At 62.8% G+C, this 20,831-nt stretch carries 22 protein-coding genes; 12 read left to right on the top strand and 10 right to left on the bottom strand.

Annotated features, from left to right (window positions below):
* Window positions 1-162: 162 nt before the first annotated feature.
* Together CFP68_RS06955 and CFP68_RS06960 are read left to right on the top strand one after the other, a co-directional pair.
* Window positions 163-696 carry a flavodoxin domain-containing protein gene (locus CFP68_RS06955; protein ID WP_099826167.1) on the top strand — a complete coding sequence of 178 codons (534 nt, stop codon included), beginning with the start codon at window positions 163-165 and terminating at the stop codon, window positions 694-696.
* Window positions 697-801: 105 nt separating this feature from the next.
* Window positions 802-1,386 carry a thymidine kinase gene (locus CFP68_RS06960; protein WP_099826168.1) on the top strand — a complete coding sequence of 195 codons (585 nt, stop codon included), beginning with the start codon at window positions 802-804 and terminating at the stop codon, window positions 1,384-1,386.
* 85 nt (window positions 1,387-1,471) lie between these two features.
* Here the strand turns inward: CFP68_RS06960 and CFP68_RS06965 are convergent, their stop codons facing one another.
* The 6 genes from CFP68_RS06965 to CFP68_RS06990 form a co-directional block, all read right to left on the bottom strand.
* Complete coding sequence (locus tag CFP68_RS06965; protein ID WP_099826169.1) at window positions 1,472-2,428, bottom strand: 2-hydroxyacid dehydrogenase; 957 nt, start codon at window positions 2,426-2,428, stop codon at window positions 1,472-1,474.
* A complete protein-coding gene (locus CFP68_RS06970; RefSeq protein ID WP_099826170.1) occupies window positions 2,428-2,766 on the bottom strand; it encodes a tRNA-binding protein in 339 nt (112 codons plus the stop codon). Before CFP68_RS06970 ends, CFP68_RS06965 begins: the two co-directional genes overlap by 1 nt.
* Window positions 2,763-3,575, bottom strand: a complete 813-nt coding sequence (gene proC / locus CFP68_RS06975) for a pyrroline-5-carboxylate reductase (protein WP_099826171.1) — start codon at window positions 3,573-3,575, stop codon at window positions 2,763-2,765. Before proC ends, CFP68_RS06970 begins: the two co-directional genes overlap by 4 nt.
* Before the next feature lie 62 nt (window positions 3,576-3,637).
* Window positions 3,638-4,027, bottom strand: a complete 390-nt coding sequence (locus tag CFP68_RS06980; protein ID WP_099826172.1) for a hypothetical protein — start codon at window positions 4,025-4,027, stop codon at window positions 3,638-3,640.
* Window positions 4,028-4,096: 69 nt separating this feature from the next.
* Window positions 4,097-4,600 (bottom strand): type III secretion system chaperone family protein, encoded by a 504-nt coding sequence (locus CFP68_RS06985; protein ID WP_099826173.1) that lies wholly within the window; start codon window positions 4,598-4,600, stop codon window positions 4,097-4,099.
* A gap of 353 nt (window positions 4,601-4,953) precedes the next feature.
* Complete coding sequence (locus CFP68_RS06990; protein ID WP_099826174.1) at window positions 4,954-5,199, bottom strand: accessory factor UbiK family protein; 246 nt, start codon at window positions 5,197-5,199, stop codon at window positions 4,954-4,956.
* A 93-nt stretch (window positions 5,200-5,292) separates the two neighbouring features.
* Between CFP68_RS06990 and lgt the strand changes: the two genes are divergently transcribed.
* The 5 genes from lgt to CFP68_RS07010 all read left to right on the top strand — a co-directional run bounded on the left by lgt (window position 5,293) and on the right by CFP68_RS07010 (window position 9,250).
* Window positions 5,293-6,189, top strand: coding sequence for a prolipoprotein diacylglyceryl transferase (gene lgt / locus CFP68_RS06995; protein ID WP_099826175.1), 897 nt, complete (start codon window positions 5,293-5,295; stop codon window positions 6,187-6,189).
* Window positions 6,186-7,238 carry a class I SAM-dependent methyltransferase gene (locus CFP68_RS07000; RefSeq protein WP_099826176.1) on the top strand — a complete coding sequence of 351 codons (1,053 nt, stop codon included), beginning with the start codon at window positions 6,186-6,188 and terminating at the stop codon, window positions 7,236-7,238. Before lgt ends, CFP68_RS07000 begins: the two co-directional genes overlap by 4 nt.
* A complete protein-coding gene (gene pgeF / locus CFP68_RS07005; RefSeq protein ID WP_099826177.1) occupies window positions 7,235-7,993 on the top strand; it encodes a peptidoglycan editing factor PgeF in 759 nt (252 codons plus the stop codon). Before CFP68_RS07000 ends, pgeF begins: the two co-directional genes overlap by 4 nt.
* Before the next feature lie 154 nt (window positions 7,994-8,147).
* On the top strand, window positions 8,148-8,288 hold the full coding sequence (locus CFP68_RS18075; RefSeq protein ID WP_158234139.1) for a hypothetical protein: 141 nt from the start codon (window positions 8,148-8,150) through the stop codon (window positions 8,286-8,288).
* A gap of 176 nt (window positions 8,289-8,464) precedes the next feature.
* A complete protein-coding gene (locus CFP68_RS07010; protein ID WP_099826178.1) occupies window positions 8,465-9,250 on the top strand; it encodes a Hint domain-containing protein in 786 nt (261 codons plus the stop codon).
* Between the two features lie 4 nt (window positions 9,251-9,254).
* On the opposite strand, the gene CFP68_RS07015 is transcribed toward CFP68_RS07010, so the two are convergent.
* Window positions 9,255-9,755 carry an Lrp/AsnC family transcriptional regulator gene (locus tag CFP68_RS07015; RefSeq protein WP_099826179.1) on the bottom strand — a complete coding sequence of 167 codons (501 nt, stop codon included), beginning with the start codon at window positions 9,753-9,755 and terminating at the stop codon, window positions 9,255-9,257.
* Window positions 9,756-9,939: 184 nt separating this feature from the next.
* Between CFP68_RS07015 and trxB the strand changes: the two genes are divergently transcribed.
* Both trxB and CFP68_RS07025 read left to right on the top strand, forming a co-directional pair.
* Window positions 9,940-10,914, top strand: a complete 975-nt coding sequence (gene trxB / locus CFP68_RS07020; RefSeq protein ID WP_099826180.1) for a thioredoxin-disulfide reductase — start codon at window positions 9,940-9,942, stop codon at window positions 10,912-10,914.
* Window positions 10,915-11,085: 171 nt separating this feature from the next.
* Window positions 11,086-12,801, top strand: coding sequence for a bifunctional sulfate adenylyltransferase/adenylylsulfate kinase (locus CFP68_RS07025; protein WP_099826181.1), 1,716 nt, complete (start codon window positions 11,086-11,088; stop codon window positions 12,799-12,801).
* A 96-nt stretch (window positions 12,802-12,897) separates the two neighbouring features.
* On the opposite strand, the gene CFP68_RS07030 is transcribed toward CFP68_RS07025, so the two are convergent.
* Together CFP68_RS07030 and CFP68_RS07035 are read right to left on the bottom strand one after the other, a co-directional pair.
* Entirely contained in the window at window positions 12,898-13,389 is a 492-nt protein-coding gene (locus CFP68_RS07030) for a protein tyrosine phosphatase family protein (protein ID WP_241523985.1), read from the bottom strand.
* The gene (locus CFP68_RS07035) at window positions 13,367-14,758 is read right to left on the bottom strand and encodes an MBL fold metallo-hydrolase (RefSeq protein ID WP_099826183.1); all 1,392 of its coding nucleotides are present in this window, start codon (window positions 14,756-14,758) and stop codon (window positions 13,367-13,369) included. Before CFP68_RS07035 ends, CFP68_RS07030 begins: the two co-directional genes overlap by 23 nt.
* A 222-nt stretch (window positions 14,759-14,980) precedes the next feature.
* Here CFP68_RS07035 and tehB point away from each other — a divergent pair, with 222 nt between their 5' ends.
* Window positions 14,981-15,544 carry a tellurite resistance methyltransferase TehB gene (gene tehB, locus CFP68_RS07040; RefSeq protein WP_099826227.1) on the top strand — a complete coding sequence of 188 codons (564 nt, stop codon included), beginning with the start codon at window positions 14,981-14,983 and terminating at the stop codon, window positions 15,542-15,544.
* A 220-nt stretch (window positions 15,545-15,764) separates the two neighbouring features.
* On the top strand, window positions 15,765-18,800 hold the full coding sequence (locus CFP68_RS18415) for a Hint domain-containing protein (RefSeq protein WP_099826184.1): 3,036 nt from the start codon (window positions 15,765-15,767) through the stop codon (window positions 18,798-18,800).
* A gap of 725 nt (window positions 18,801-19,525) precedes the next feature.
* On the opposite strand, the gene CFP68_RS17865 is transcribed toward CFP68_RS18415, so the two are convergent.
* Window positions 19,526-20,458, bottom strand: coding sequence for a hypothetical protein (locus CFP68_RS17865; protein ID WP_145953408.1), 933 nt, complete (start codon window positions 20,456-20,458; stop codon window positions 19,526-19,528).
* A 91-nt stretch (window positions 20,459-20,549) separates the two neighbouring features.
* Between CFP68_RS17865 and CFP68_RS07055 the strand changes: the two genes are divergently transcribed.
* A partial coding sequence (locus CFP68_RS07055; protein ID WP_145953409.1) for a transposase occupies window positions 20,550-20,831 on the top strand: 282 nt, incomplete at its 3' end.

A 20,831-nucleotide genomic window follows, 5' to 3' on the forward strand; every position in this document is an offset into this window, starting at 1 on the left:
CGTCATCCGCACGACCCGGCAGGCCGACGTCTTCACATCCATGGGGCGGTTGGCGACCTGCGACGCCACCCGCCCTGTCGTCGACCTTGATCCATCGCAAAGTCCCTTGCGCGCGCACTGCCTAGTCTTTCTCCAACGCCCCGCCGCACAGGAGAGCCGCTCATGCATGTCGTCATCCTCTACGCCACCGTCGAAGGCCAGACCGGCAAGATCGCGCGCTTTGCCGAAGAAACGCTTGGAGCCGCGGGGCACAGCGTCACGACCGTGGACGCGATGAACCCCAGCGCCCGGCTCGACATCGACGGGGCCGATGCCGTGATCCTTGCCGCGCCGGTTCACGAACGCCGCCACCCCACCGAATTCGAGGTGCTGCTGGCGGCCCGCAAGGACGACCTGAACCGCGTCCCCACCCTCATGCTGTCGGTCAGCCTGTCGGCCGCATTCCCCGAGGGTATGCGCGAAGCCAAGGACTATCTTGTCGAGATGGAGATGCGCACCGGCTTCACGCCCACCACCGAGGTGCCGATCGCCGGCGCCGTGCGCACCCGCAGCTATGATTACTTCGCCGCTCAACTGGTCCGTCACGTCGTGCTGCGCGATCGCGACTACGATCCGGCCCAGGGCGAACACGAATTCACCGACTGGCCCGCCCTGGCCGGGATCCTGACCGATTTCACGACCCAAAGCTCAGCCTGAAACCGCCAGGGGCGCGATGGCGCGGTGTCATACGCCGCGAACATCGACAAGGCGCACCGATCAACATCTTGCACACCCCGCCGCGCGTGGGCTAGTTCGGCGCCCATGGCCAAGCTCTATTTCAACTTTTCGACCATGAACGCGGGCAAATCCACCCTGCTGCTCCAGGCCGCGCACAATTACGTCGAACGCGGCATGACCCCCTATCTGCTGACCGCCAAGCTGGACACCCGGGCCGGCGAGGGCGTCATCAAATCCCGCATCGGCATCGCGCAGAGCGCCGACACCTTCGCCCCCGGCGACAACCTGCTCGGTCGCATCACGCAACGGGACAGCGACAAGAAAATCGACTGCGTGTTCCTCGACGAAGCACACTTTCTGGAACCGGCACAGGTGTGGCAACTCGCGCGCGTCGCCGACGATCTGCGCATCCCGGTGATGTGCTATGGTTTGCGGGTCGATTTCCTGGGCAACCTCTTTCCCGCCTCGGCCACCCTGATGGCGGTGGCCGACCAGATTCGCGAGGTCCGCACGATCTGTCACTGCGGGCGCAAGGCAACCATGGTCATCCGCAAGGACGCCGAGGGCAAACCGTCGAAGGCCGGCGCGCAATTCCAGATCGGCGGCAACGAAACCTACGTCTCGCTCTGCCGCCGCCACTGGCGCGACGCCATGGGCGACCCGCACTGACACCCGCCACAAGCGCCCGCAGCCGCGTTGCAGCCGAAGGCGTAAACGCGGACATGGCGCGGCGCCGCCAGGCGCCTCGTTCAGGTCACACCCGGTTCGGCAGGCTGCCGTCGTCGAAGAATGCCACAAGGTTGTCGACCGCCATCATCCCCATGTCCGTCCGAACCTCCAGCGTCGCCGTCCCGAGATGCGGGAACAGCGTCACGTTATCCATGCCGATCAACTCTTCCGGCACGTCCGGCTCGAACTCATAGACGTCCAGGCCGGCGCCGAAGATACGGCCCTCGGACAGTGCCGCGATCAGAGCCATCTCGTTGACGATGTCGCCCCGCGCAATGTTCACGAAAACGCCGGTCGGCTTCATCGCCGCGAACACCTCGGCGCCGATCATGTGGTGGGTCTGGGGCGTTGCCGACACCGCGGTGACCACGATGTCCGCGGCCTGTGCCACCTCCTGCACGCCCTGCAACTGGCGCGCGGGAAATGGCAGATCCGTCACCTGCGAGCGGTTGTAGAACACCACGTCCATTCCGAAGCCGAAATGACACCGCTTCGCGATCGCCTGGCCGATCCGGCCCATCCCGACGATGCCCACGGTGCGGCCCGTGACGTGCTGGCCCAGAAGCTGCGTGGGGTGCCACCCTTCCCAGTGTCCGGCGCGCACCATCCGCTCGCCCTCGCCGGCGCGACGGCAGGTGGCAAGGATCAGCGCCATGGCGGTATCGGCGGTGGCATCGGTCACCGCCCCCGGCGTGTTCGACACCTCGACACCCGCTGCCCGTGCCGCCGCGACGTCGATGTGGTTATAGCCGACCCCGAAATTCGCCAGCAGCCGGCATCGGATCCGTTCGGCATTGGCAAAGGCGTCAGCGGTCAATTCATCGCGCAGGGTCGGCAGGATCGCGTCATAGCGGCCCAGCGCATCGGAAAACTCGGCCGCCGTGACGGGCGATGTGTCGTCGCGCAGGGTCACCGTGAAATGCTCGGCCGCACGCTCGAGCACGGCATCGGGCAGGCGGCGGGTGATGAACAGGTCGGCCATCAAAACATCCTCCCGCCGATGGGCACATCATGGTCGGGACGGAGCAGAACAACTTCTCCGTCGGCGTCCGGGGCCCCCAGCACCAGAACCTCGGACATCACCTTGCCGATCTGACGGGGCGGAAAGTTGACGACCGCCAGAACCTGGCGTCCGATCAGCCCTTCGGGCGTGTAATGGCGGGTGATCTGGGCCGAGGACCGCTTCTCGCCGATCTCGCCGCCAAAATCGACCCACAGCCGGATCGCCGGCTTGCGCGCCTCGGGATAGGGTTCGGCACGGGTGATCACGCCGACACGGATATCCACCGCCTGAAAATCGTCATAGGTGATCTCGCTCATGCACCCAACTCCCGCGCGCGGTCGGCGGCGGCGGCCACCGCCCGTTTCAACAATGCGGGAAACCCGTCATCCTCGTTCATCAACACCGCGAGTGCGGCCGCCGTCGTTCCGTTGGGCGACGTCACGTTGATGCGCAACTGCGCCGGTGTTTCGCCGGACTCCTCGGCCAGTTGCCCGGCGCCGCCCACCGTTGCCTTGGCCAAGCGCAGGGCCAGGTCGGGCGCCAGGCCCTCGGCTTCGCCCGCGGCCGCCAATGTTTCGATCAGGTGGAACACATAGGCCGGGCCGGACCCGGACACGGCGGTCACGGCATCCATCTCAGCCTCATCCTCCAGCCGCACGACCTGTCCCACGGCGGACATCAATGCATCGGCCAGATCGAGCGATGGCGCCCCCGCGTCGTTCGCGACCAGCGCGGTGATGCCGCGCCCGACGGCGGACGGGGTGTTGGGCATGGCGCGGATCACCGGCGTGCCCGCGCCCAGCTTTGCCTCGAGCGTGCGGATCGGCGTTCCGGCCGCGACCGAAAGAAACACGGTCGGCCCGCCGCCCATCGCCTGCAGGGTCGGCAACGCATCGCCCATCATCTGCGGCTTGACCGCCACCAGCACCAGCGCGGGGTCTGCGGGCGGATCCTCGTTCAGATGCAGCCCCTCCCGGGTGCGCAGCCAATCCGACGGCTCGGGATCGAGAACCCAGACCGATGCGGCCGGCAATCCGCCGTTCAGCCATCCCTGCAACAGCGCCGATCCCATCTTGCCGCACCCCAGAAGCACAAGGCCCCGGTCGCGCACATGAGTCATATCCATGAACGAATCCTCCTTGCGCCCGACCCTACCGCGGGACGCCGCGAGGTAAAGCGCGAATGGCGTCAGCTTCCCGGTGCCTGCCGCCCCAGCGTGCGCAACCACCAGGTCATCTGCAGGCGGATAAGGGCGTGGCGCTGATAGACGGTGTAATCCACGCCGGCCATTTCCGCCGCCGTGCGGATGCGCAACTCGAACGGGCCTTCGCGCCCGTCGGTGTCGATCATCGCGATGACGGGCCGCTTGCCGGTGAGCGAGGCGGCGAACAGCGCCTGTTGCAGGCTGTCAAGCGACGAGCGCTTGTCCAGCCCCACTTCGATGACGGCATCCGGCGTTTCGCAATCCACGCGGATGCGATGCAGGTCATATCCGACACTGTAGGGGTGGCTGACCTCTGTCTCGCCCCCCAGGATGAGGGAGCACAGGACCGCCGCAAGTTCGATTTCAAGGCGCATGGATCGGAGAATACCAAGATTCCCCGATCACGTTAACCTTTTGTTAACCTTTTGGTTAAGACGGCCGAATCACGCGCGCCCGTAAGCCTCGGCCATGGCGATCTGCATCGCGTCCGCCGGCGCGCGATTGCCCCATGCGACCAGTTGGAACGCCGGGTAATACCGCTCGGCCGAAGTGACGGCGGCCGCGATCATCGCGTCGATCTGTTCGGGGCCCGCCATCTGTCCGCCGGTCAGCACCAGGCCATACCGATACACCATCAGCTTTTGCGCATTCCAATAGGTGAAGGCGCCCGCCCAGCAATGATCGTTGGTGGCGTTCAGCGTCTCGTAGATTTCCGAAAGCCGGTCTTCGGGCGGCTCCATCTCGAAGGTGCAGATCAGGCGCAGCGTTTCGTCCATCGCCGACCAGGCCAGCGTGATCGAATAGGTGCGCCATTGGCCCTCGACGGCCATGGCGATCTGGTCATCTCCGACGCGGTCGAAATCCCACGCGTTATGTTCCGCCAGTGTCTCGACGATATCGATCGGGTGAAGATCGTCAGAGTCGTAATAGTGCTCTGCTAACGACATGATGTCTGCCTCTGTGCTCGCGCTGTTTTCGGGACCGCCGCCCCACCACAGCTTGGTGTATTTTCTCGTTGCGGCGATGTTCCCTCGCCGTTCTCACAAGATATGGTGCGCGCAAAGATTCGGACTTGTAAAGGATGTTTTTGTGGATAACAGGGATGATTCGGCCCAAAATCCGGCCAAATCGCGAAAACATGCGCACAAATGCGTGATTTCAACGGCTTGCGCGCAATTCCGCCGCCCGCGACAACGGGGCAGGTTTCGGTGACGGCCCCGGGGCTGGGCCGCATTGGCGGCTGACATTTCCAACTGACAAGGCAATCTACGGCGGTGTGCAGCGCCAGCGCCGGGCGGTCTTATGACTTGTCGGCGCTCATCGCGTCCAGCCGGGCCTTCAACTGTTCGTTCTCTTCACGGGCCTTCTGGGCCATGGCGCGCACGGCGTCGAATTCCTCGCGGGTGACGAAATCACGATCCGCCATCCAGCGGTCGATCATGCCCTTCATCGCCGTTTCGGCCTCGGTTCGCGCGCCCTGGGCGACGCCCATGGCATTGGTCATCAGTTGCGAGATGTCATCGACGATCTTGTTGCGGGTCTGCATGGCAAGGTTCCTTTCCAGTTTGTGAACATATGGCGGCACGGCGGAGGATTCTCAAGGTTGACACCGCGCGCAGATCGCGGCCTTCCTGCCGCCATGCAAATGATCCTGCCCTTCCCCGATATCGGCCCCGACATCTTCTCGATCGACATCGGTGGTTTCACCCTGGCGCTGCGCTGGTATGCCATGGCGTATATCGTCGGAATCCTGCTGGCATGGCGTCTGGCCGTGACGACCCTGCGACGCGGCCCGCTGTGGCCGCGCGACCATGCGCCGATGCCGGCCGGTGATGTGGACGATCTGATCACATGGGTCATCCTGGGCGTCATCATCGGCGGGCGGCTGGGGTTTGTCCTGTTTTATCAACCTGCCTATTACCTGGCCAACCCGGCCGAGATCGCGATGGTCTGGCAGGGGGGCATGTCGTTTCATGGCGGGATGCTGGGCGTTGCGCTGGCGGGGGCCGGTTTCGCGGCGCGGCGCGGCATCCCGCTGCTCAGCCTGTTCGACCTGATGGCGCTGTGCACCCCGCCCGGCCTGTTGCTGGGCCGGATCGCCAACTTCATCAACGCCGAACTGTGGGGGCGGCCGTCGGATTTGCCCTGGGCCGTGGTCTTTCCCGGTGCGCGGGCGCAGGATTGCCCGGGGGTCGAGGGCCTGTGCGCGCGCCACCCCTCGCAACTCTACGAAGCGGGACTCGAGGGGTTGCTTCTGGGCATGGTGCTGCTGATCCTTGTCTATCGGCGCGGATGGCTCAAGCGGCCGGGACAGATCATGGGCATGTTCGTGCTGGGCTATGGCACCGCGCGCTTCATCGTCGAGTTCTTCCGCGAGGCCGACGCACAGTTCATCTATTCCGGCAATCCCATGGGCCATGTCGTGCAACTCGCCGGAACCGGCCTGTCCATGGGACAGCTTCTGTCGCTGCCGATGATCGCGCTGGGCATCGGTCTGATCGTGTTTGCCCGCATCCGACCTTCGGCCCGTCGATGACGCCGCTGGAACAGCTTCTGATCCGCCAGATTACCGCCGAAGGCCCGATCAGCGTGGCGTCGTACATGTCGGCCTGCCTGCTGCACCCCGAGCACGGCTATTACACCACCCGCGATCCACTGGGCGTGGCGGGCGATTTCATCACCGCCCCCGAGATCAGCCAGATGTTCGGCGAGCTGATCGGCCTTTCCCTGGCACAGGCCTGGCTTGACCGCGGGCGCCCGACCCCTTTTGCGCTGGCGGAGTTGGGGCCGGGCCGGGGCACGCTGATGGCCGACGTGCTGCGCGCCACGGCCGGCGTGCCGGGCTTTCACGCCGCGATGCAGGTGCATCTGGTCGAAGCGTCGCGCCCCCTGCGCGGCGAACAGGCGCGACGTTTGGGCGATCACGCCCCCGCCTGGCACGATGCCGTGACCGGATTGCCCGATCTGCCGCTGTTCCTGGTGGCGAACGAATTTTTCGACGCGCTGCCGGTGCGCCAGTTCCTGCGCGACGGCGACACCTGGCGCGAACGTGTGGTTGGCGTGCGCGACGGCGCGCTGGCGTTCGGGCTGACCGCGGCGGTCGGGGCACCCGATCTGACCGGGCGTCCCGATACCGTGCCGGATGGCGGCATGGTCGAAACCTGCGCGCCCGCCACCGCCCTGGCCCAGGACATCGGCCAGCGGATCGACCGCTTCGGCGGCGTCGCGCTGATCATCGACTACGGCAGCGACTGGTCGTTGGGCGACACGCTTCAGGCGGTGCGCGAACATCGCCAGGTCGGCCCGCTCGAGGCGCCGGGATCGTGCGATCTTACGGCCCACGTCGCCTTTGGCCCCCTGGCGCGCGCCGCCGCGCCGGCCCGTGCCGCGGCCATTGTCCCCCAAGGCACGTTTCTCGAACGCCTCGGGATTGCCCAGCGCGCCCAAAGCCTGGCCGCAAGCGCGCCGGATACGATCATCGCCGCGCATCGGCGGTTGACCCATCCCGAAGAAATGGGACAATTGTTCAAGGTGCTGGCATTGTTCGGATCGGACGGACCGGCGCCACCGGGAACAGGGCCATGACACTGGAAGCCATCACCCACGACCATCTTGCGCCGCTGCGGCACGGCTTTTTCACGCGGCGCGGCGGGGCGTCGTCGGGGGTATTCTCGGGGCTGAACTGTGGCCGCGGCTCAAGCGATCAGGCCGAGGTGGTGCAGATCAACCGCGCCCGCGTCTGCGCTGCCATGGGGGTGCAGCCCGACGCGCTGATCGGTCTCGATCAGGTTCATTCGGCCGATGTGGTCGTGGTCGACGGCGCGCACGATGGCCCGCTGCCGAAGGCCGATGCGATGGTCACCACCCGCCCGGGCCTGGCGCTGGGGGTGCTGACCGCCGATTGCCAGCCGGTTCTGTTCGCCGATGCGGAACGCGGCGTGATCGGCGCGGCCCATGCGGGATGGCAAGGCGCGCTTGGCGGTGTGCTGGAAGCGACGATCGATGCGATGGTCGGCGCCGGCGCCCGGCGCGACGGTATCGTCGCGGTCATCGGCCCGTCGATTTCGCAACGCAACTATGAGGTCGGGCCGGATTTCGTCGACACCTTCATCGCCGCCGATCCCGATCACGCGCGCTTTTTCACCCAGGGCCGCGGCGACCGGATGCATTTCGATCTGCCCGGTTTCGGGCTGATGCGGCTGAACAAGGCGGGCATCGCCCTTGCAGCCTGGACGCGGCACTGCACCTATGCCGACCCCGACCGGTTCTTCTCGTATCGCCGGTCCGTGCATCTGCGACAGGCCGATTACGGGCGCCTCATCTCGACGATCCGCTTGTGATCCACGCCCGCCGCCGGCTGTGACAGTTGCGCGAAAAGACCGTGACCCCACCTGAATTATGCCACGCCGCCGCCCCAATCAGGCGCGATAACCGTCCTGACGCAAGCAAACCCAGGCGGCACCTGTCGCCGTGACGCAGCAGTGAGGACGCAACATGCCCCCCAAACGCCGATGGCTGGAAAGTGCGCTGAAGGAAGCCCGGAAACCGCTGCCGACGGTGCCGTGGCAGAGGCCCAAGACCGACGCCGCGCCACGTCTGGCGCGCGACACGGCGCCCCGCGTGGCGTCCGCCTGAACCACCAAAGGTCCGGCCCGTCGCGCCGCAGCGGGCACCCCATCACCGTCATGCCCGCCCGCAAAACCGCCCGGACGGTTACGCCAAGGCGGTGGGCCTGACATCGTCGAACGTCGCCGTGCCGCGAATTTCGGTGGGGGCCGATTCACGGCGGTCAAACCGAAAGGTCCATCCCGATGCCGTATTCACGTCCCGCACCTGGCCCGACCGTCCAACCCCGGGTCAGCACGCAATGGAACGTGCGCAACCGCAATGCTCCGGCGACCGTGAACGCGCCGCCACGCCCGACCCGGCGCGTCAGCCTGCAATGGCTGGACAATGACGGACAGGTCCAGGATGCCATGCGCCTGGCGCCCGCGATCCCCGCGTTCGACATGCTGTTTTCCGCCTTCGCACGGGGCACGTTGGCTCCGACCCTCGATGGGCCCGTGGCCGTCGAAGACCTCATGCCGGGGGATACGATCATCACCTCGGACGGCCCGTCCGTCCTGCATTGGGTGGGCAGTCTGACCATCGTGCCGGGCGCGGCCAACACCGAATCCCCACCGTTGTCGATGTTTCGCATCGCGGCCGATTCACTGGGCCTGGGCCGTCCCATGCCCGACCTGATGCTGGGGGGCGGCGCACGGATCCTGAATCGCTCGGGCTCGGCCCAGGCGGATCATGGCGCGACGGGCGTTCTGGAACCGGTGCACCACCTGGTTGACGGCGAAAACGTGTTCCTGTTGCGACCGGCCTCGCCGATCATGGTCTACCATCTGGGATTTGCCCGCCATCACACGTTTCTTGCCAACGGTGTCGAAGTCGAAAGCATGCACCCCGGCCCGCTTCGCCGCTCGGGGCTGGAGCCCGCGCAAATACCGTTGCTGATGGGACTCTTGCCGCATATCCGGCAATACACCGACCTTGGCGGGCTTGTCTTTCCGCGACAGGACACACGCGAGCGCCCGACGGAGTCGTGAACGATCAGGCGTCGCGGTTCAGTCGCCGTTCGACCACGTCGAAGGGAACGCCCGGTTCATCCTTGGCGCCCCGGATCACCAACGACGTCTTGACGCTGGCGACGTTGGCCGCCGCGGTCAGTTGTTCGGTCAGGAAGGTCTGGAACGTCGACAGGTCGGGTGCCACGCACTTCAGCACGAAGTCGACCTCGCCGTTCAACATGTGACACTCGCGCACCAGGGGCCAGTCGCGGCAGCGCGCCTCGAATGCGCTCAGGTCCGCTTCGGCCTGGCTTTGCAGCCCGACCATGGCGAACACCTGCACCTCGAATCCCAAGGACCGCGGATCGACCCGCGCATGATATCCGAGGATATATCCCGATACCTCGAGCGTGCGCACCCGACGCAAGCAGGGCGGCGCCGAGATGCCGACGCGGCGCGCCAGTTCGACATTGGTCATGCGCCCGTCGGCCTGAAGTTCGGCCAGGATCTTGCGATCAATCGAATCCAGCTTGTGAACGGACATGGAAGCCTCCGGGTGGTGAAGTCGCGATCTTTACGCCTGAACTGAACCACACGCAATTATATTTCAACCGCGCGCAATATCGTTAATGCGTGCGCTGCTCCGACGTATGCAACGCTGTCGGGGCTTTCGATCCCCGACGCCGCGCATTATATGCGTGCCACGACAGAAAACGAAGGGATACCCCATGGCCACGACGCGCCACGTCAAGGTTCTGATCATCGGCTCCGGTCCGGCCGGATATACCGCCGCCGTCTATGCGGCCCGCGCCATGCTGGAACCCGTGCTGATCCAGGGTCTGCAGCCGGGTGGCCAGCTGACCATCACCACGGATGTCGAAAACTGGCCGGGCGATGCAACGGTTCTGGGCCCTGACTTGATGGTGCGCATGGAGGCCCACGCCAAGGAAATGGGCACCGAGATCGTGTCGGACTACGTCACCTCGGTCGATCTGTCCAAACGACCGTTCACCGCCGAAACCGACAGCGGCACGACATATACCGCCGACGCATTGATCCTTGCGACCGGGGCACAGGCCAAATGGCTGGGCCTGCCGTCGGAAGAGAAGTTCAAGGGCTTCGGCGTGTCGGCCTGTGCCACATGCGACGGCTTCTTCTATCGCGGCGCCGAGGTCGTGGTGGCCGGTGGCGGCAACACCGCCGTGGAAGAGGCGCTGTTCCTGACGAAATTCGCATCGAAGGTCACGCTGATCCACCGGCGCGACGAATTGCGCGCCGAGAAGATCCTTCAGAACCGGCTGTTCGCGAACCCGAAGGTGGAAATCCTGTGGGACCACCAGATCGAGGACGTCATCGGTGCGGCGGAACCGCTGGGCGTCGAAGGCGTGCGCGCCCGCAACGTCAAGACCGGCGAGATCACGGAAGTCCGCTGCACGGGGTTCTTTGTCGCCATCGGTCACGCGCCGGCCTCCGAACTGGTCAAGGACCAGCTGGAAACTCACAACGGCGGATATGTCGTGGTCAAACCCGGCAGCACCGAAACATCGATTCCGGGTGTTTTCGCCGCCGGCGACCTGACCGATCACGTCTATCGGCAGGCCGTCACCAGCGCCGGCATGGGCTGCATGGCCGCGCTGGATGCGCAGCGATTCCTCGAAGAAGACCTGGCACAGCCCGACACCACCGTTGCAGCGATCGCATAGCCGCACTGCATTCGGGATGAGATCGTGCGAAAACCCGCCCCTTGTGTGGGTTTTTCGCCGATTTCGCGGCACATCGATTCCGGCGCGCTTGCCAACCGGTGATCTTCTTCGCTAGGGCACCCCTGCGTCCGCGCCCCCTTACATTTACCCCTGACCTGACCGAGATCCATTATGCAGAATCCCAATCTTGTGCCCATTCCCGAGCTTTTCGTCTCCTACGATTCAGCTCAGAAGATGAAGTCCGAGGCCGCCGACCTGGTCTCGTGGGATCTGACACCGCGCCAGATCTGCGATCTCGAGCTGTTGATGAACGGCGGGTTCAATCCCCTCAAGGGCTTCATGAGCGAGGCCGACTATGACGGCGTGGTCAAGGACATGCGCCTGACGTCGGGTGCATTGTGGCCGATGCCGATCACCCTGGACGTGTCGGAAAAGTTCGCCGAGGGGCTGAGCGCCGGTCAGGACATCGCGCTGCGCGACCAGGAAGGCGTGATTCTTGCCACGATGACCGTCACCGACAACTGGGTGCCGAACAAATCGGCCGAAGCAAAGGGTGTGTTCGGTGCCGATGATGTCGCCCATCCCGCCGTCAACTATCTGCACAACCAGGCCGGCAAGGTCTATCTGGGCGGTCCCGTCACCGGCATCCAGCAGCCGGTGCATTACGATTTCCGTGCCCGCCGTGACACGCCGAACGAATTGCGCGCCTATTTCCGCAAGATGGGCTGGCGCCGCGTCGTGGCGTTCCAGACGCGCAACCCGCTGCACCGGGCGCACCAGGAACTGACCTTCCGTGCTGCCAAGGAAGCCCAGGCGAACCTGCTAATCCACCCGTCGGTTGGCATGACGAAACCCGGCGACGTCGACCATTTCACGCGCGTGCGCTGTTACGAAGCGGTGATCGACAAGTATCCCGCCGCCACCACCACCATGTCATTGCTGCCGCTGGCGATGCGCATGGGCGGCCCGCGCGAGGCGATCTGGCATGGCCTGATCCGCAAGAACTATGGCTGCACCCATTTCATCGTCGGACGCGACCATGCCGGACCCGGCAAGAACAGCGCCGGCGAGGATTTCTATGGCCCCTATGACGCCCAGGACCTGTTCCGCACCCATCAGGAAGAGATGGGAATCGAAATGGTCGATTTCAAACACATGGTCTGGGTGCAGGAACGCGCCCAATACGAGCCGATGGACGAGATCGAGGACAAGGACAACGTCACGATCCTGAACATCAGCGGCACCGAACTGCGCCGCCGTCTTCAGGAAGGGCTGGAAATCCCCGAGTGGTTTTCGTTCCCCGAAGTCGTCAAGGAACTGCGCCGCACCAAGCCGCCGCGCGCGCAACAGGGCTTTACCGTGTTCTTCACCGGCTTCTCCGGCTCGGGCAAGTCCACCATCGCCAACGCGCTGATGGTCAAGCTGATGGAGATGGGCGGACGTCCGGTGACGCTTCTGGATGGCGACATCGTGCGCAAGAACCTGTCGTCGGAGCTGGGTTTCTCGAAGGAACACCGCGATCTGAACATTCGCCGGATCGGGTATGTCGCCTCGGAGATCACCAAGAACGGCGGCATCGCGATCTGCGCACCCATCGCCCCCTATGCCGCCACCCGGCGCGCGGTGCGCGAGGATGTCGAAGCCTTCGGCGCCTTCGTCGAAGTGCACGTGGCCACCAGCATCGAGGAATGCGAACGTCGCGACCGCAAGGGCCTTTACAAGCTGGCACGTGAGGGCAAGATCAAGGAATTCACCGGCATTTCCGACCCCTATGACGTGCCGGAGAACCCGGAACTGCGGATCGAGACGGAAAGCACGGATGTCGATCACTGCGCCCACCAGGTTCTGCTGAAGCTGGAATCGCTGGGTCTGATCGCGGGCAACTGACCGCCCGGCCGCTTTTTCAGACCGAACGCCCCGGCTGCAATGCCGGGGCGTTTCCTGTTTCAAGGGTGCGGCGTGGCCGGTTTCTGCACGCCCGGGTCATCGTCCGTTGTGATTGTCCACGTAGGTCTTCACGAAGTTCTCGAGCTGCGATGTGTCGCATTCAAAGCCCATCTCTTCGGCCTTCTGGATGACCTCGTCGCCGGTCATGCCCTGCTCGCAACCGACATGCATCATCACCATCGCGCCCGAGCGTTTGCCCGACGCGCAATGCACCAGCATCGGCGCCGGCAACTCGGCCGCCTTCCGGCGGAACTCGTCAACCACGCTGTCCGACAGGTCCGCTCCATCCACCGGCTCATGGAGATATGCCAACCCGGCGTCCTCGGCCTCCTGCCCCTCTTCTTGCGGTTTCATTTTCAGCTTCGCCGTCTCATCACGGGTCTGCATGTTGACGAGCGATTTGAAGCCTTCCTGCGCCGCCTGCCGGATCTGTTCGGCGTCGGGCACGAACTTGGCAATCGTGAAACGGTCATTGATCTGAACGGTATCTTGCATCTTGTCCTCCTCAGCTTGGCTTTTCGACTTCATAGTTGGCGGCTTGCCAAGCCTTCCAGCTTCCCGGAACGTTGTGCACCCGATCAAAGCCATTTTTTTTCAGCAGGCTCGCGGCGATCGAGGCGCGAAAACCGCTGGCGCAATAGGTCGCATAGGGTGCCGAACGCTCGAGATCGGTCATCCGGTTCCGCAACTCTCCGAGAAAGGCGTGACGGGCGTGGGGGACGTGCCCGTCCTTCCATTCGGCAGGCTTGCGCACGTCAAGCGGTTGCAAATCCCCCGCCCGCTTCAAATCATGCACCGAAATCTGGGGGATCTGGGCAAATTCCTGTCCCGCTTCGCGCCAGGCCGCCATGCCGCCGGCAAGATAGCCGCCGAAGTCGGTAAAGCCCGTGCGCCAGAGCAAGCGCAGGACATCGGGCAGGTCGCGGTCATCGTGCAGGACCAGGTAGATCGGCTTGTCCGGATCAAGAAGCCAGCCCGCCCAAACCGACAGTTCGGGCCGCGCGCCGATGTTGATGCTGCCCCCCACGTGGCCCGCGCCGAAGTCCAGCATATCGCGCACATCCAGAAGCTGCGCGTCAGCCTCGGCGGCCTTGCCGAATTGCGCGACCGTCAGCGGCGGGATTCGCGGCAGGTTGCGCAACACCTCGGGTCCGGCCGCGTTCACCTTCTTCGTCCGCGGATAATGTGTCGGCACCGGAGGCGCGTCGCCCAGGATCGCCTGCTTGAACGTCTCCGGATCATTGATCTGCGCATAGCTGTTGAACCGCCGCTCGTACCCGATGGTCGATGACATCCGATCACCGATGTCCGGCCCACAGGCCGACCCGGCGCCGTGGCAGGGATAGATGATGACGTCATCGGGAAGCGCCATGAAGACGTCCTGCACGGTATGAAAAAGCTGCTCGGCCAGTTCCTCGGTTTCGTCCTTGCCCAGAAGGTCGGGGCGGCCCACGCTGTCGACGAAAAAGGCGTCGCCCGAAAGAACACCCCAAGGCGTCTCGGTGTCAGCGTCGAACAAGAGATAGGACATGTGTTCGGGCGTATGGCCGGGGGTGAAACGGGCCTTCATCCGCATGTCGCCGAAGGTGAATTCGTCACCGTCGCGCACCGGTTCATGGTCGAAACCGTATTGCGCACCCGCCTCGGCGCTGACGTGCAACCGGGCCTGCCCGCCAAGCCTGTCCACCAATTCGCGCGCGCCGCTCAGGAAATCGGCGTGGATGTGCGTTTCGAAGACATGGGTGATGGCAAGGCCGAAGCGGCGCGCGGTTTCAAGATAGATGTCGACGTCGGGGCGCGGATCGACAACGGCGCAGGTGTGGGCCGAATCGTCGCCGAGCAGGTAAGAGCATTCGGCGACCCCGTCGGCCAAAATCTGTTTAAAGCGTAGGGTCATGATTGTCCTCCTTGCGGCCAAACGCATGGGCGTCCCGTGTCGTTCCCGCACCCGCCCGGCGCGCGCCTGCGCGGCAGGTGCCTGATCGCAGGTTGCCGTTACGCTTGTGACTTGATACCCGACGCGTGATCGACGTTCTGTCCATGAACCCACGCTGCCGGCCGGTTGGATGCCCGCAGTGCCAGGCATCTTGAACAGGTCTTGCCCCTACCGGAGATGGAAATGACAGATCTGAACCGCCGTCACGGCCTGAACCCGCCCCACAGCGAAGTGGTCAACGCGTGCCAGCACATCGCGCCATGCGACGCGTTGGACATGGGGTGCTCGAACGGCCGCAACGCCCTGTACCTGGGCGAGCAGGGCTTCAACGTCACCGCAGTGGACAGCAACGCCAATGCCATCGGCATGCTGCAATCCATCGTCGCGCAGGAAGGCATCGGCAATGTCGATGCACAGGTGTACGACATCAACCAGGCCGCGTTGCAGGCTGACTTCGGGTTCATTTCCTGCACCGTTACCCTGATGTTTCTTGATCCCGGGCGCGTGGAGACAGTGATCGCCGACATGCAGGCCCATACCGTGCCCGGGGGTGCCAACCTGATCGTATGTGCCATGGATACGACGGCGCACCCCTGCCCGATCGCGTTTCCGTTCACCCTGAACGAAGGCCAGCTCGGCGCGCTTTACCAGGGGTGGGAGATGCTCAAGTACAACGAGGATCTCGGCACGATGCACAACGGCGCCCAGTTGCAGTTTGCCACCATGCTGGCGCGCAAACCGGCATAGGCGGGAACGCCCGCGATCACGGGCGTCGCAGCCACCCCGATATATAGCCGGTGCGTGGCCGATCGCCGCGAACCGGCTTTTTTCTGGCCAGTGATCCAGGGCTGGCGATGAATCCTGCACTGCCCGCCATGCAGGATTAACGGCATCTTCGCATTTAACGCATAGCGTCCCTCCTGATTTCTGCTGGTGCATATCGCCGAACAGTTGATCAGGGGACCCGATGACCACCCATACCGTGACCCTTCTTTCGCCGTGGGATGTGACCAATCTGACCACTCCCGGCCCTGCCGGGGCGTTCCCGAACGCCGGCGACGAATTCCGGCTTGACGCGAACTGGTCGAACTCGACCCATGCGCGCACCATGACGGTAACCGATGACGACCCCAAGCTGAGTGGCGATCCGGCCGAGACCAACGTGGATGACAGGTCGCAGCAAACGGCGGTGGTGACAAGCCACTCGGGCGCGCCCATCGCCAGCGGCTATGCCTTCGCGGAACATGCCTTTGAACTTATCGGCCCGGACAATGCCACGGTGACCGTCCATGCCATCTATGTCGACAACACACTGGTCGGCTATGCGGCGGATGCCCCGATTCAGCCGGGCGCGAACTACAAGGTGACCAAAGCCTATCAACCCAACGGCGCCGCCGAAGCCAGCTATTCCAGCTTCGATGCGCAGGAATATGAGCAATCTCCCGACAACACCATCGCCGGGACCAAACGCCAGGACAGTCTTGAGGGCGGCACTGGTAACGATACGATCGCGGCGTTCAGCGGCAATGATACCCTGGGCGGCGGGGACGGCAACGACAGGCTGGATGGCGGGGCCGGCGACGACAGCCTGCGCGGCGGCAGCGGCGACGACAGCCTCATCGGCGGGGACGGCAGCGACACCTTCGCGGTTCACGACGGCTTTGGCAGCGACACGATTGTCGGGGGCGAAGGCGGCGCGAACCACGACACCATCGACCTCAGCGCACTGACCGCGCCGGTTACCGTCACCTATACCGGCGACAAGGCGGGCACGATTACCGACGGCACCTCGACGCTGACCTTCTCGGAGATCGAGCATATCGTCCTGACCGAGCACTCCGATCTGGTCGATGGCCGCGACGATGCAGCCGGGATGCAGATCGACGGCCGCGACGGAGACGACACGATCAAGGGCGGCCAGGGTCAAGACACGATCGACGGCGGTGCAGGCGACGACCGGCTGGAAGGCGGGGGCGGCAACGACCTGATGTCCGGCGGCGATGGCCGCGACACGTTTGTCATCGACGACGGCTTTGGCAGCGATACCATTATCGGCGGCGAAGGCGGCTTCAACCACGACACCATCGACCTGGCCAATCTGACCGGCCCGGTCACGGTCACCTACAGCGACGGCAAGGCGCCAACGATCACCGACGGCGCGTCGACGCTGAACTTCACCGAGATCGAGCAGGTCGTCCTGACCGATCAGGCCGATATCGTGGATGGCACGGCCGATACGACCGGAATCCGCGTCGAAGGGCAAGGCGGCAACGACAGCCTTTTCGGCGGGTCCGGCAACGATATCCTCTCCGGTGGCACGGGTAACGACAGGATCGACGGCGGCGATAACGCTGACCGCCTTTATGGCGAGGATGGCAACGACACCCTGCTGGGCGGTGCGGGCGATGACAGGCTTGACGGCGGCATGGGCGACGACAGCCTGCAAGGCGGGGCCGGCAGAGATACGCTGAACGGCGCTGCCGGCAACGATACCCTTTCGGGTGGCGATGGCGCAGACCTGCTTGTGGATCGCGGCGGCAACGACTTCATGCACGGCGATGCCGGTGACGATTCCATCTACGCGCTCGACGGAAACAACTTCGTGACCGGTGGCAGCGGGAACGATTACATCCGGGCCGGCGCGGGTCACGACGAGATCGATGGCGGGACCGGCAATGACACGATCCTCGCCAATGCCGGCGACGACATGATCGATGGTGGCGCGGGCGACGACCTTATCGATGGCGGCGGTGGCAGTGACTGGATCACCGGCGGCGAGGGCAATGACAGCATCCGGGGCGATGCCGGTGACGACGCCCTGAGCGGCGATGACGGCAACGACACGATCGATGGTGGCACGGGCGACGACGAGATCGTCGGCGGTATCGGCGATGACAGTTTGCTTGGTGGTGATGGCCACGATTATCTGGGCGGCGATGAAGGCCATGACACCATTTCGGGAGGTGACGGCGACGACGCTGTGGACGGCGGAGCCGGCAATGATGTCCTTGCCGGAGACGGTGGCAACGATTGGATCAGCGGCGGCACGGGCGACGATCAGCTTTCGGGTGGCGATGGCACCGATACCTTCGACTATGCGCCAGGCGACGGTCACGACACGATCACGGATTTCAACACCGGCAACACCGGCACCCTCTCGGACGGGAACAGCCAAAACAACGACTTCATCGACCTCAGCGGCTATTACGACGATATCTGGGATCTGCACGCGGACCAGGCTGACGATGGCATCCTGAACCAGTCGAACACGACAAACCTGAACGGCGGCAAGACCGACTATTCCGACAACACCCGGTTCGGCAAAGGTTCGATCACCTTCACCGACGCATCCGCCGACAGTTCCAGCTTCACGACCGAAAACACCGGTGTGGCCTGCTTTGCGCCCGGCACTGTCATCCGCACGCCCGATGGCGATGTCCTGATCGACGATCTGCAAGTTGGTGATCTGGTGATGACGCTGGACAACGGCCCGCAACCCATCCGCTGGCTTTACCGCGGCGCCCATCCGCTGGAGGACGCAAAACCGACTGACAAGCCCGTGCTGATCGCCGCCGGTGCGCTGGGCAACGGACTGCCGACACAAGATCTGATCGTGTCACCACAACACCGCATGCTTGTCGGCGGCAGACAGTTGGCCTCTCGGTTCGACACCGAGGCTTTCGTTCCGGCAAAATCCTTGGCTGCCTTGCGCCACATCCGACACATGCACGGCAGGAAAGCCTTCGCCTGGACACATTTTTCCTGCGACCGCCACGAGGTCATCTTCGCCAACGGATGCCTGAGCGAAAGCCTGTTGCTTGGACCGATGGTGATGAAAGGCCTAACAGGGGCCGAACGCAACGCCCTGACGAACATCTACGGACACGCGCCCATCAACGACGAACCGCTGAATGGCCCTGCCGCCCGTCCTTGCCTGAAAGCCGGCGACGTATGGCAGCATCTAGCGAGATGCAAGAACGACAAAGAACTGCGCCGCTCGTAAATCGGCACCTAAACGGAATAAGCTCGAACTCACTCTTCAGGGAACTGGGCCGTTGGGAAATACTGCTTAAGGAGCTCCAGAGAACGCGCGACGATGTTGAAAATAAACGCTAAAGCAGTATAAACTAAACTACGCACTGTTCGAACTCCCGAAAGAACCATCCTTGGCGACAAGTGTTTGTCGCTAGGGATAGCTCTACGAAATTTTCAATCTAAGTATCCGCTCCGCAAGGCGGCCCTGAGCCGACATTCATGTCAACTGGAACGGACGACTGGAGCCGGTCGCTCCGCATTCGATCCCGGCTCAGCCAAGTGGATAGTGATGGCGATACTGATGTCGACTCCGTATAGTTCGGCATCGCAGTCCTGTGAAGTGCACATCCTTCCAAGGAACGTACATGGTTACCCACGTCGATCCCGGTTGCGCGGAGCATGAAAAGCCTTGCCTTTCGACGGCTTTTGTGGACGATTAACCTCCCGCCGACTGTTGTTTCCATCATTTCGTTCAGTGATGCTGTTCCAGCTTCTAACGTCTTGCAAATAGAGCAGGAGGTTGTCTTGCGCAGGTCGTGATAGTCTTTTAAATATTTCGTCGGTGTTTATCGTGAACAATCGTTCGCTCCATGTTTGATCTCCGTCCCAATCGATGCCGTATCTCTTAAGCTCACGAACACAAGCTGTACCGAGAACCCGATGGGATAACTCGAATTCAGCCCTTCCGTCGAATTAAAAGGTTTTTAATGCCTCGTGACAAATTTTACGCAGGCCAACATGTTTTGCTGTAACGAAGAGATTTTTGTGATTTTTTCGCATGTTATGAAAAAGCGAATTAAGCAAGCTGATCGCAATCTGTTGGTCAAATGAGGTGGAGCCCATACCGCGGACTCCACCGGCGTTACTCCATCCCTCTCCATCCAATTGGGTAAGCCAGCAGTATCTCCAGGCCCAAGGAAGACTTTCAGCGTCAATCAATGACTGCAATGCTGTGTGATAGTTCGTTCTATTCGGAATTAGAGACGTCTTGAACGGCTCAAGTATTTTTCTCCATACAGAATTGCTGTAAAGCGACTTGGAAAAACTCTCTACCCCGCCGTGAGGTTCCGATAGGAAATCGATATATGCCTGTGATATTCTACCCGTCGAATAGGAGAAGGTTTTCGCCCACGCTTTAACGTTTTCAGCGCTGCCAGAATCTATCAGGAACTCGCGAACGCCATCGCGGAAAACACCAGAGTATCGCTCGTGATCTTTTGGCTCTGGTGGACGGTTGATCATTCTGTCCGCTACGATAAACTCAGCAAATGATCGATGACCAAAATAAAATGTATCACCAGACTTCTTTTCAAGAATTGAGCCAACCAGCAATTCACGACAAAGAGGCACAAGGTCATCCTCATCGTCTCTCTCAATGTCACCATAAAGCTGTTTCGGAATTTGGTGAGAAGAAAAAGAGATACTTGCATTTTTATCCAACCAGAGCCAAAGAGCTAGGTCACCGATAAATGTTCTCCTCCTCTTGGTAGAGATATCACTTCTGTTTCTCTTTTCTGCCTCGCGATCATATAGGGAGGACATAAACTCTTGATATAGCACCCAACGTGAAGAAGTTGATTTGAACTGGGCGAGATCAAAATTAGGATCCTTGGCAAGATCAGTCAAAATCTTTGAATGAACAGGTTTCTTGTAGGGTCAGGACCCATTGATTTTCGACTGGTTGCATGATTCACGGGTCGAAAATCGAGCGGTGAACATGTCTGATCTTTTCTGGCTATCCGACGCCCAGATGGCGCGTCTTGAACCCTTCTTCCCCAAGTCCCACGGCAAGCCCCGTGTCGATGACCGGCGCGTCTTGAGTGGTATTATCTTCATCAATCGCAATGGCTTACGGTGGAGGGATGCGCCCAGTGAATACGGGCTGTACAAGACGCTCTACAATCGTTGGAAACGATGGAGCGAAAAGGGCATCTTCGCCGAAATGCTTATTGGTTTGGCGGCTGACCACGGCGAAGAGAAGACCGTGATGATCGACGCC

It is taken from the genome of Oceaniglobus indicus (genome assembly GCF_002751875.1).
GTDB classification, from domain to species: Bacteria; Pseudomonadota; Alphaproteobacteria; order Rhodobacterales; family Rhodobacteraceae; genus Oceaniglobus; species Oceaniglobus indicus.

Coding starts and splice junctions, on each gene's coding strand:
- CFP68_RS06955 (WP_099826167.1), top strand. CDS start 163: ATGCATGTCGTCATCCTCTACGCCACCGTCGAAGGCCAGACCGGCAAG.
- CFP68_RS06960 (WP_099826168.1), top strand. CDS start 802: ATGGCCAAGCTCTATTTCAACTTTTCGACCATGAACGCGGGCAAATCC.
- CFP68_RS06965 (WP_099826169.1), bottom strand. CDS start 2,428: ATGGCCGACCTGTTCATCACCCGCCGCCTGCCCGATGCCGTGCTCGAG.
- CFP68_RS06970 (WP_099826170.1), bottom strand. CDS start 2,766: ATGAGCGAGATCACCTATGACGATTTTCAGGCGGTGGATATCCGTGTC.
- proC (WP_099826171.1), bottom strand. CDS start 3,575: ATGGATATGACTCATGTGCGCGACCGGGGCCTTGTGCTTCTGGGGTGC.
- CFP68_RS06980 (WP_099826172.1), bottom strand. CDS start 4,027: ATGCGCCTTGAAATCGAACTTGCGGCGGTCCTGTGCTCCCTCATCCTG.
- CFP68_RS06985 (WP_099826173.1), bottom strand. CDS start 4,600: ATGTCGTTAGCAGAGCACTATTACGACTCTGACGATCTTCACCCGATC.
- CFP68_RS06990 (WP_099826174.1), bottom strand. CDS start 5,199: ATGCAGACCCGCAACAAGATCGTCGATGACATCTCGCAACTGATGACC.
- lgt (WP_099826175.1), top strand. CDS start 5,293: ATGCAAATGATCCTGCCCTTCCCCGATATCGGCCCCGACATCTTCTCG.
- CFP68_RS07000 (WP_099826176.1), top strand. CDS start 6,186: ATGACGCCGCTGGAACAGCTTCTGATCCGCCAGATTACCGCCGAAGGC.
- pgeF (WP_099826177.1), top strand. CDS start 7,235: ATGACACTGGAAGCCATCACCCACGACCATCTTGCGCCGCTGCGGCAC.
- CFP68_RS18075 (WP_158234139.1), top strand. CDS start 8,148: ATGCCCCCCAAACGCCGATGGCTGGAAAGTGCGCTGAAGGAAGCCCGG.
- CFP68_RS07010 (WP_099826178.1), top strand. CDS start 8,465: ATGCCGTATTCACGTCCCGCACCTGGCCCGACCGTCCAACCCCGGGTC.
- CFP68_RS07015 (WP_099826179.1), bottom strand. CDS start 9,755: ATGTCCGTTCACAAGCTGGATTCGATTGATCGCAAGATCCTGGCCGAA.
- trxB (WP_099826180.1), top strand. CDS start 9,940: ATGGCCACGACGCGCCACGTCAAGGTTCTGATCATCGGCTCCGGTCCG.
- CFP68_RS07025 (WP_099826181.1), top strand. CDS start 11,086: ATGCAGAATCCCAATCTTGTGCCCATTCCCGAGCTTTTCGTCTCCTAC.
- CFP68_RS07030 (WP_241523985.1), bottom strand. CDS start 13,389: ATGAAGTCGAAAAGCCAAGCTGAGGAGGACAAGATGCAAGATACCGTT.
- CFP68_RS07035 (WP_099826183.1), bottom strand. CDS start 14,758: ATGACCCTACGCTTTAAACAGATTTTGGCCGACGGGGTCGCCGAATGC.
- tehB (WP_099826227.1), top strand. CDS start 14,981: ATGACAGATCTGAACCGCCGTCACGGCCTGAACCCGCCCCACAGCGAA.
- CFP68_RS18415 (WP_099826184.1), top strand. CDS start 15,765: ATGACCACCCATACCGTGACCCTTCTTTCGCCGTGGGATGTGACCAAT.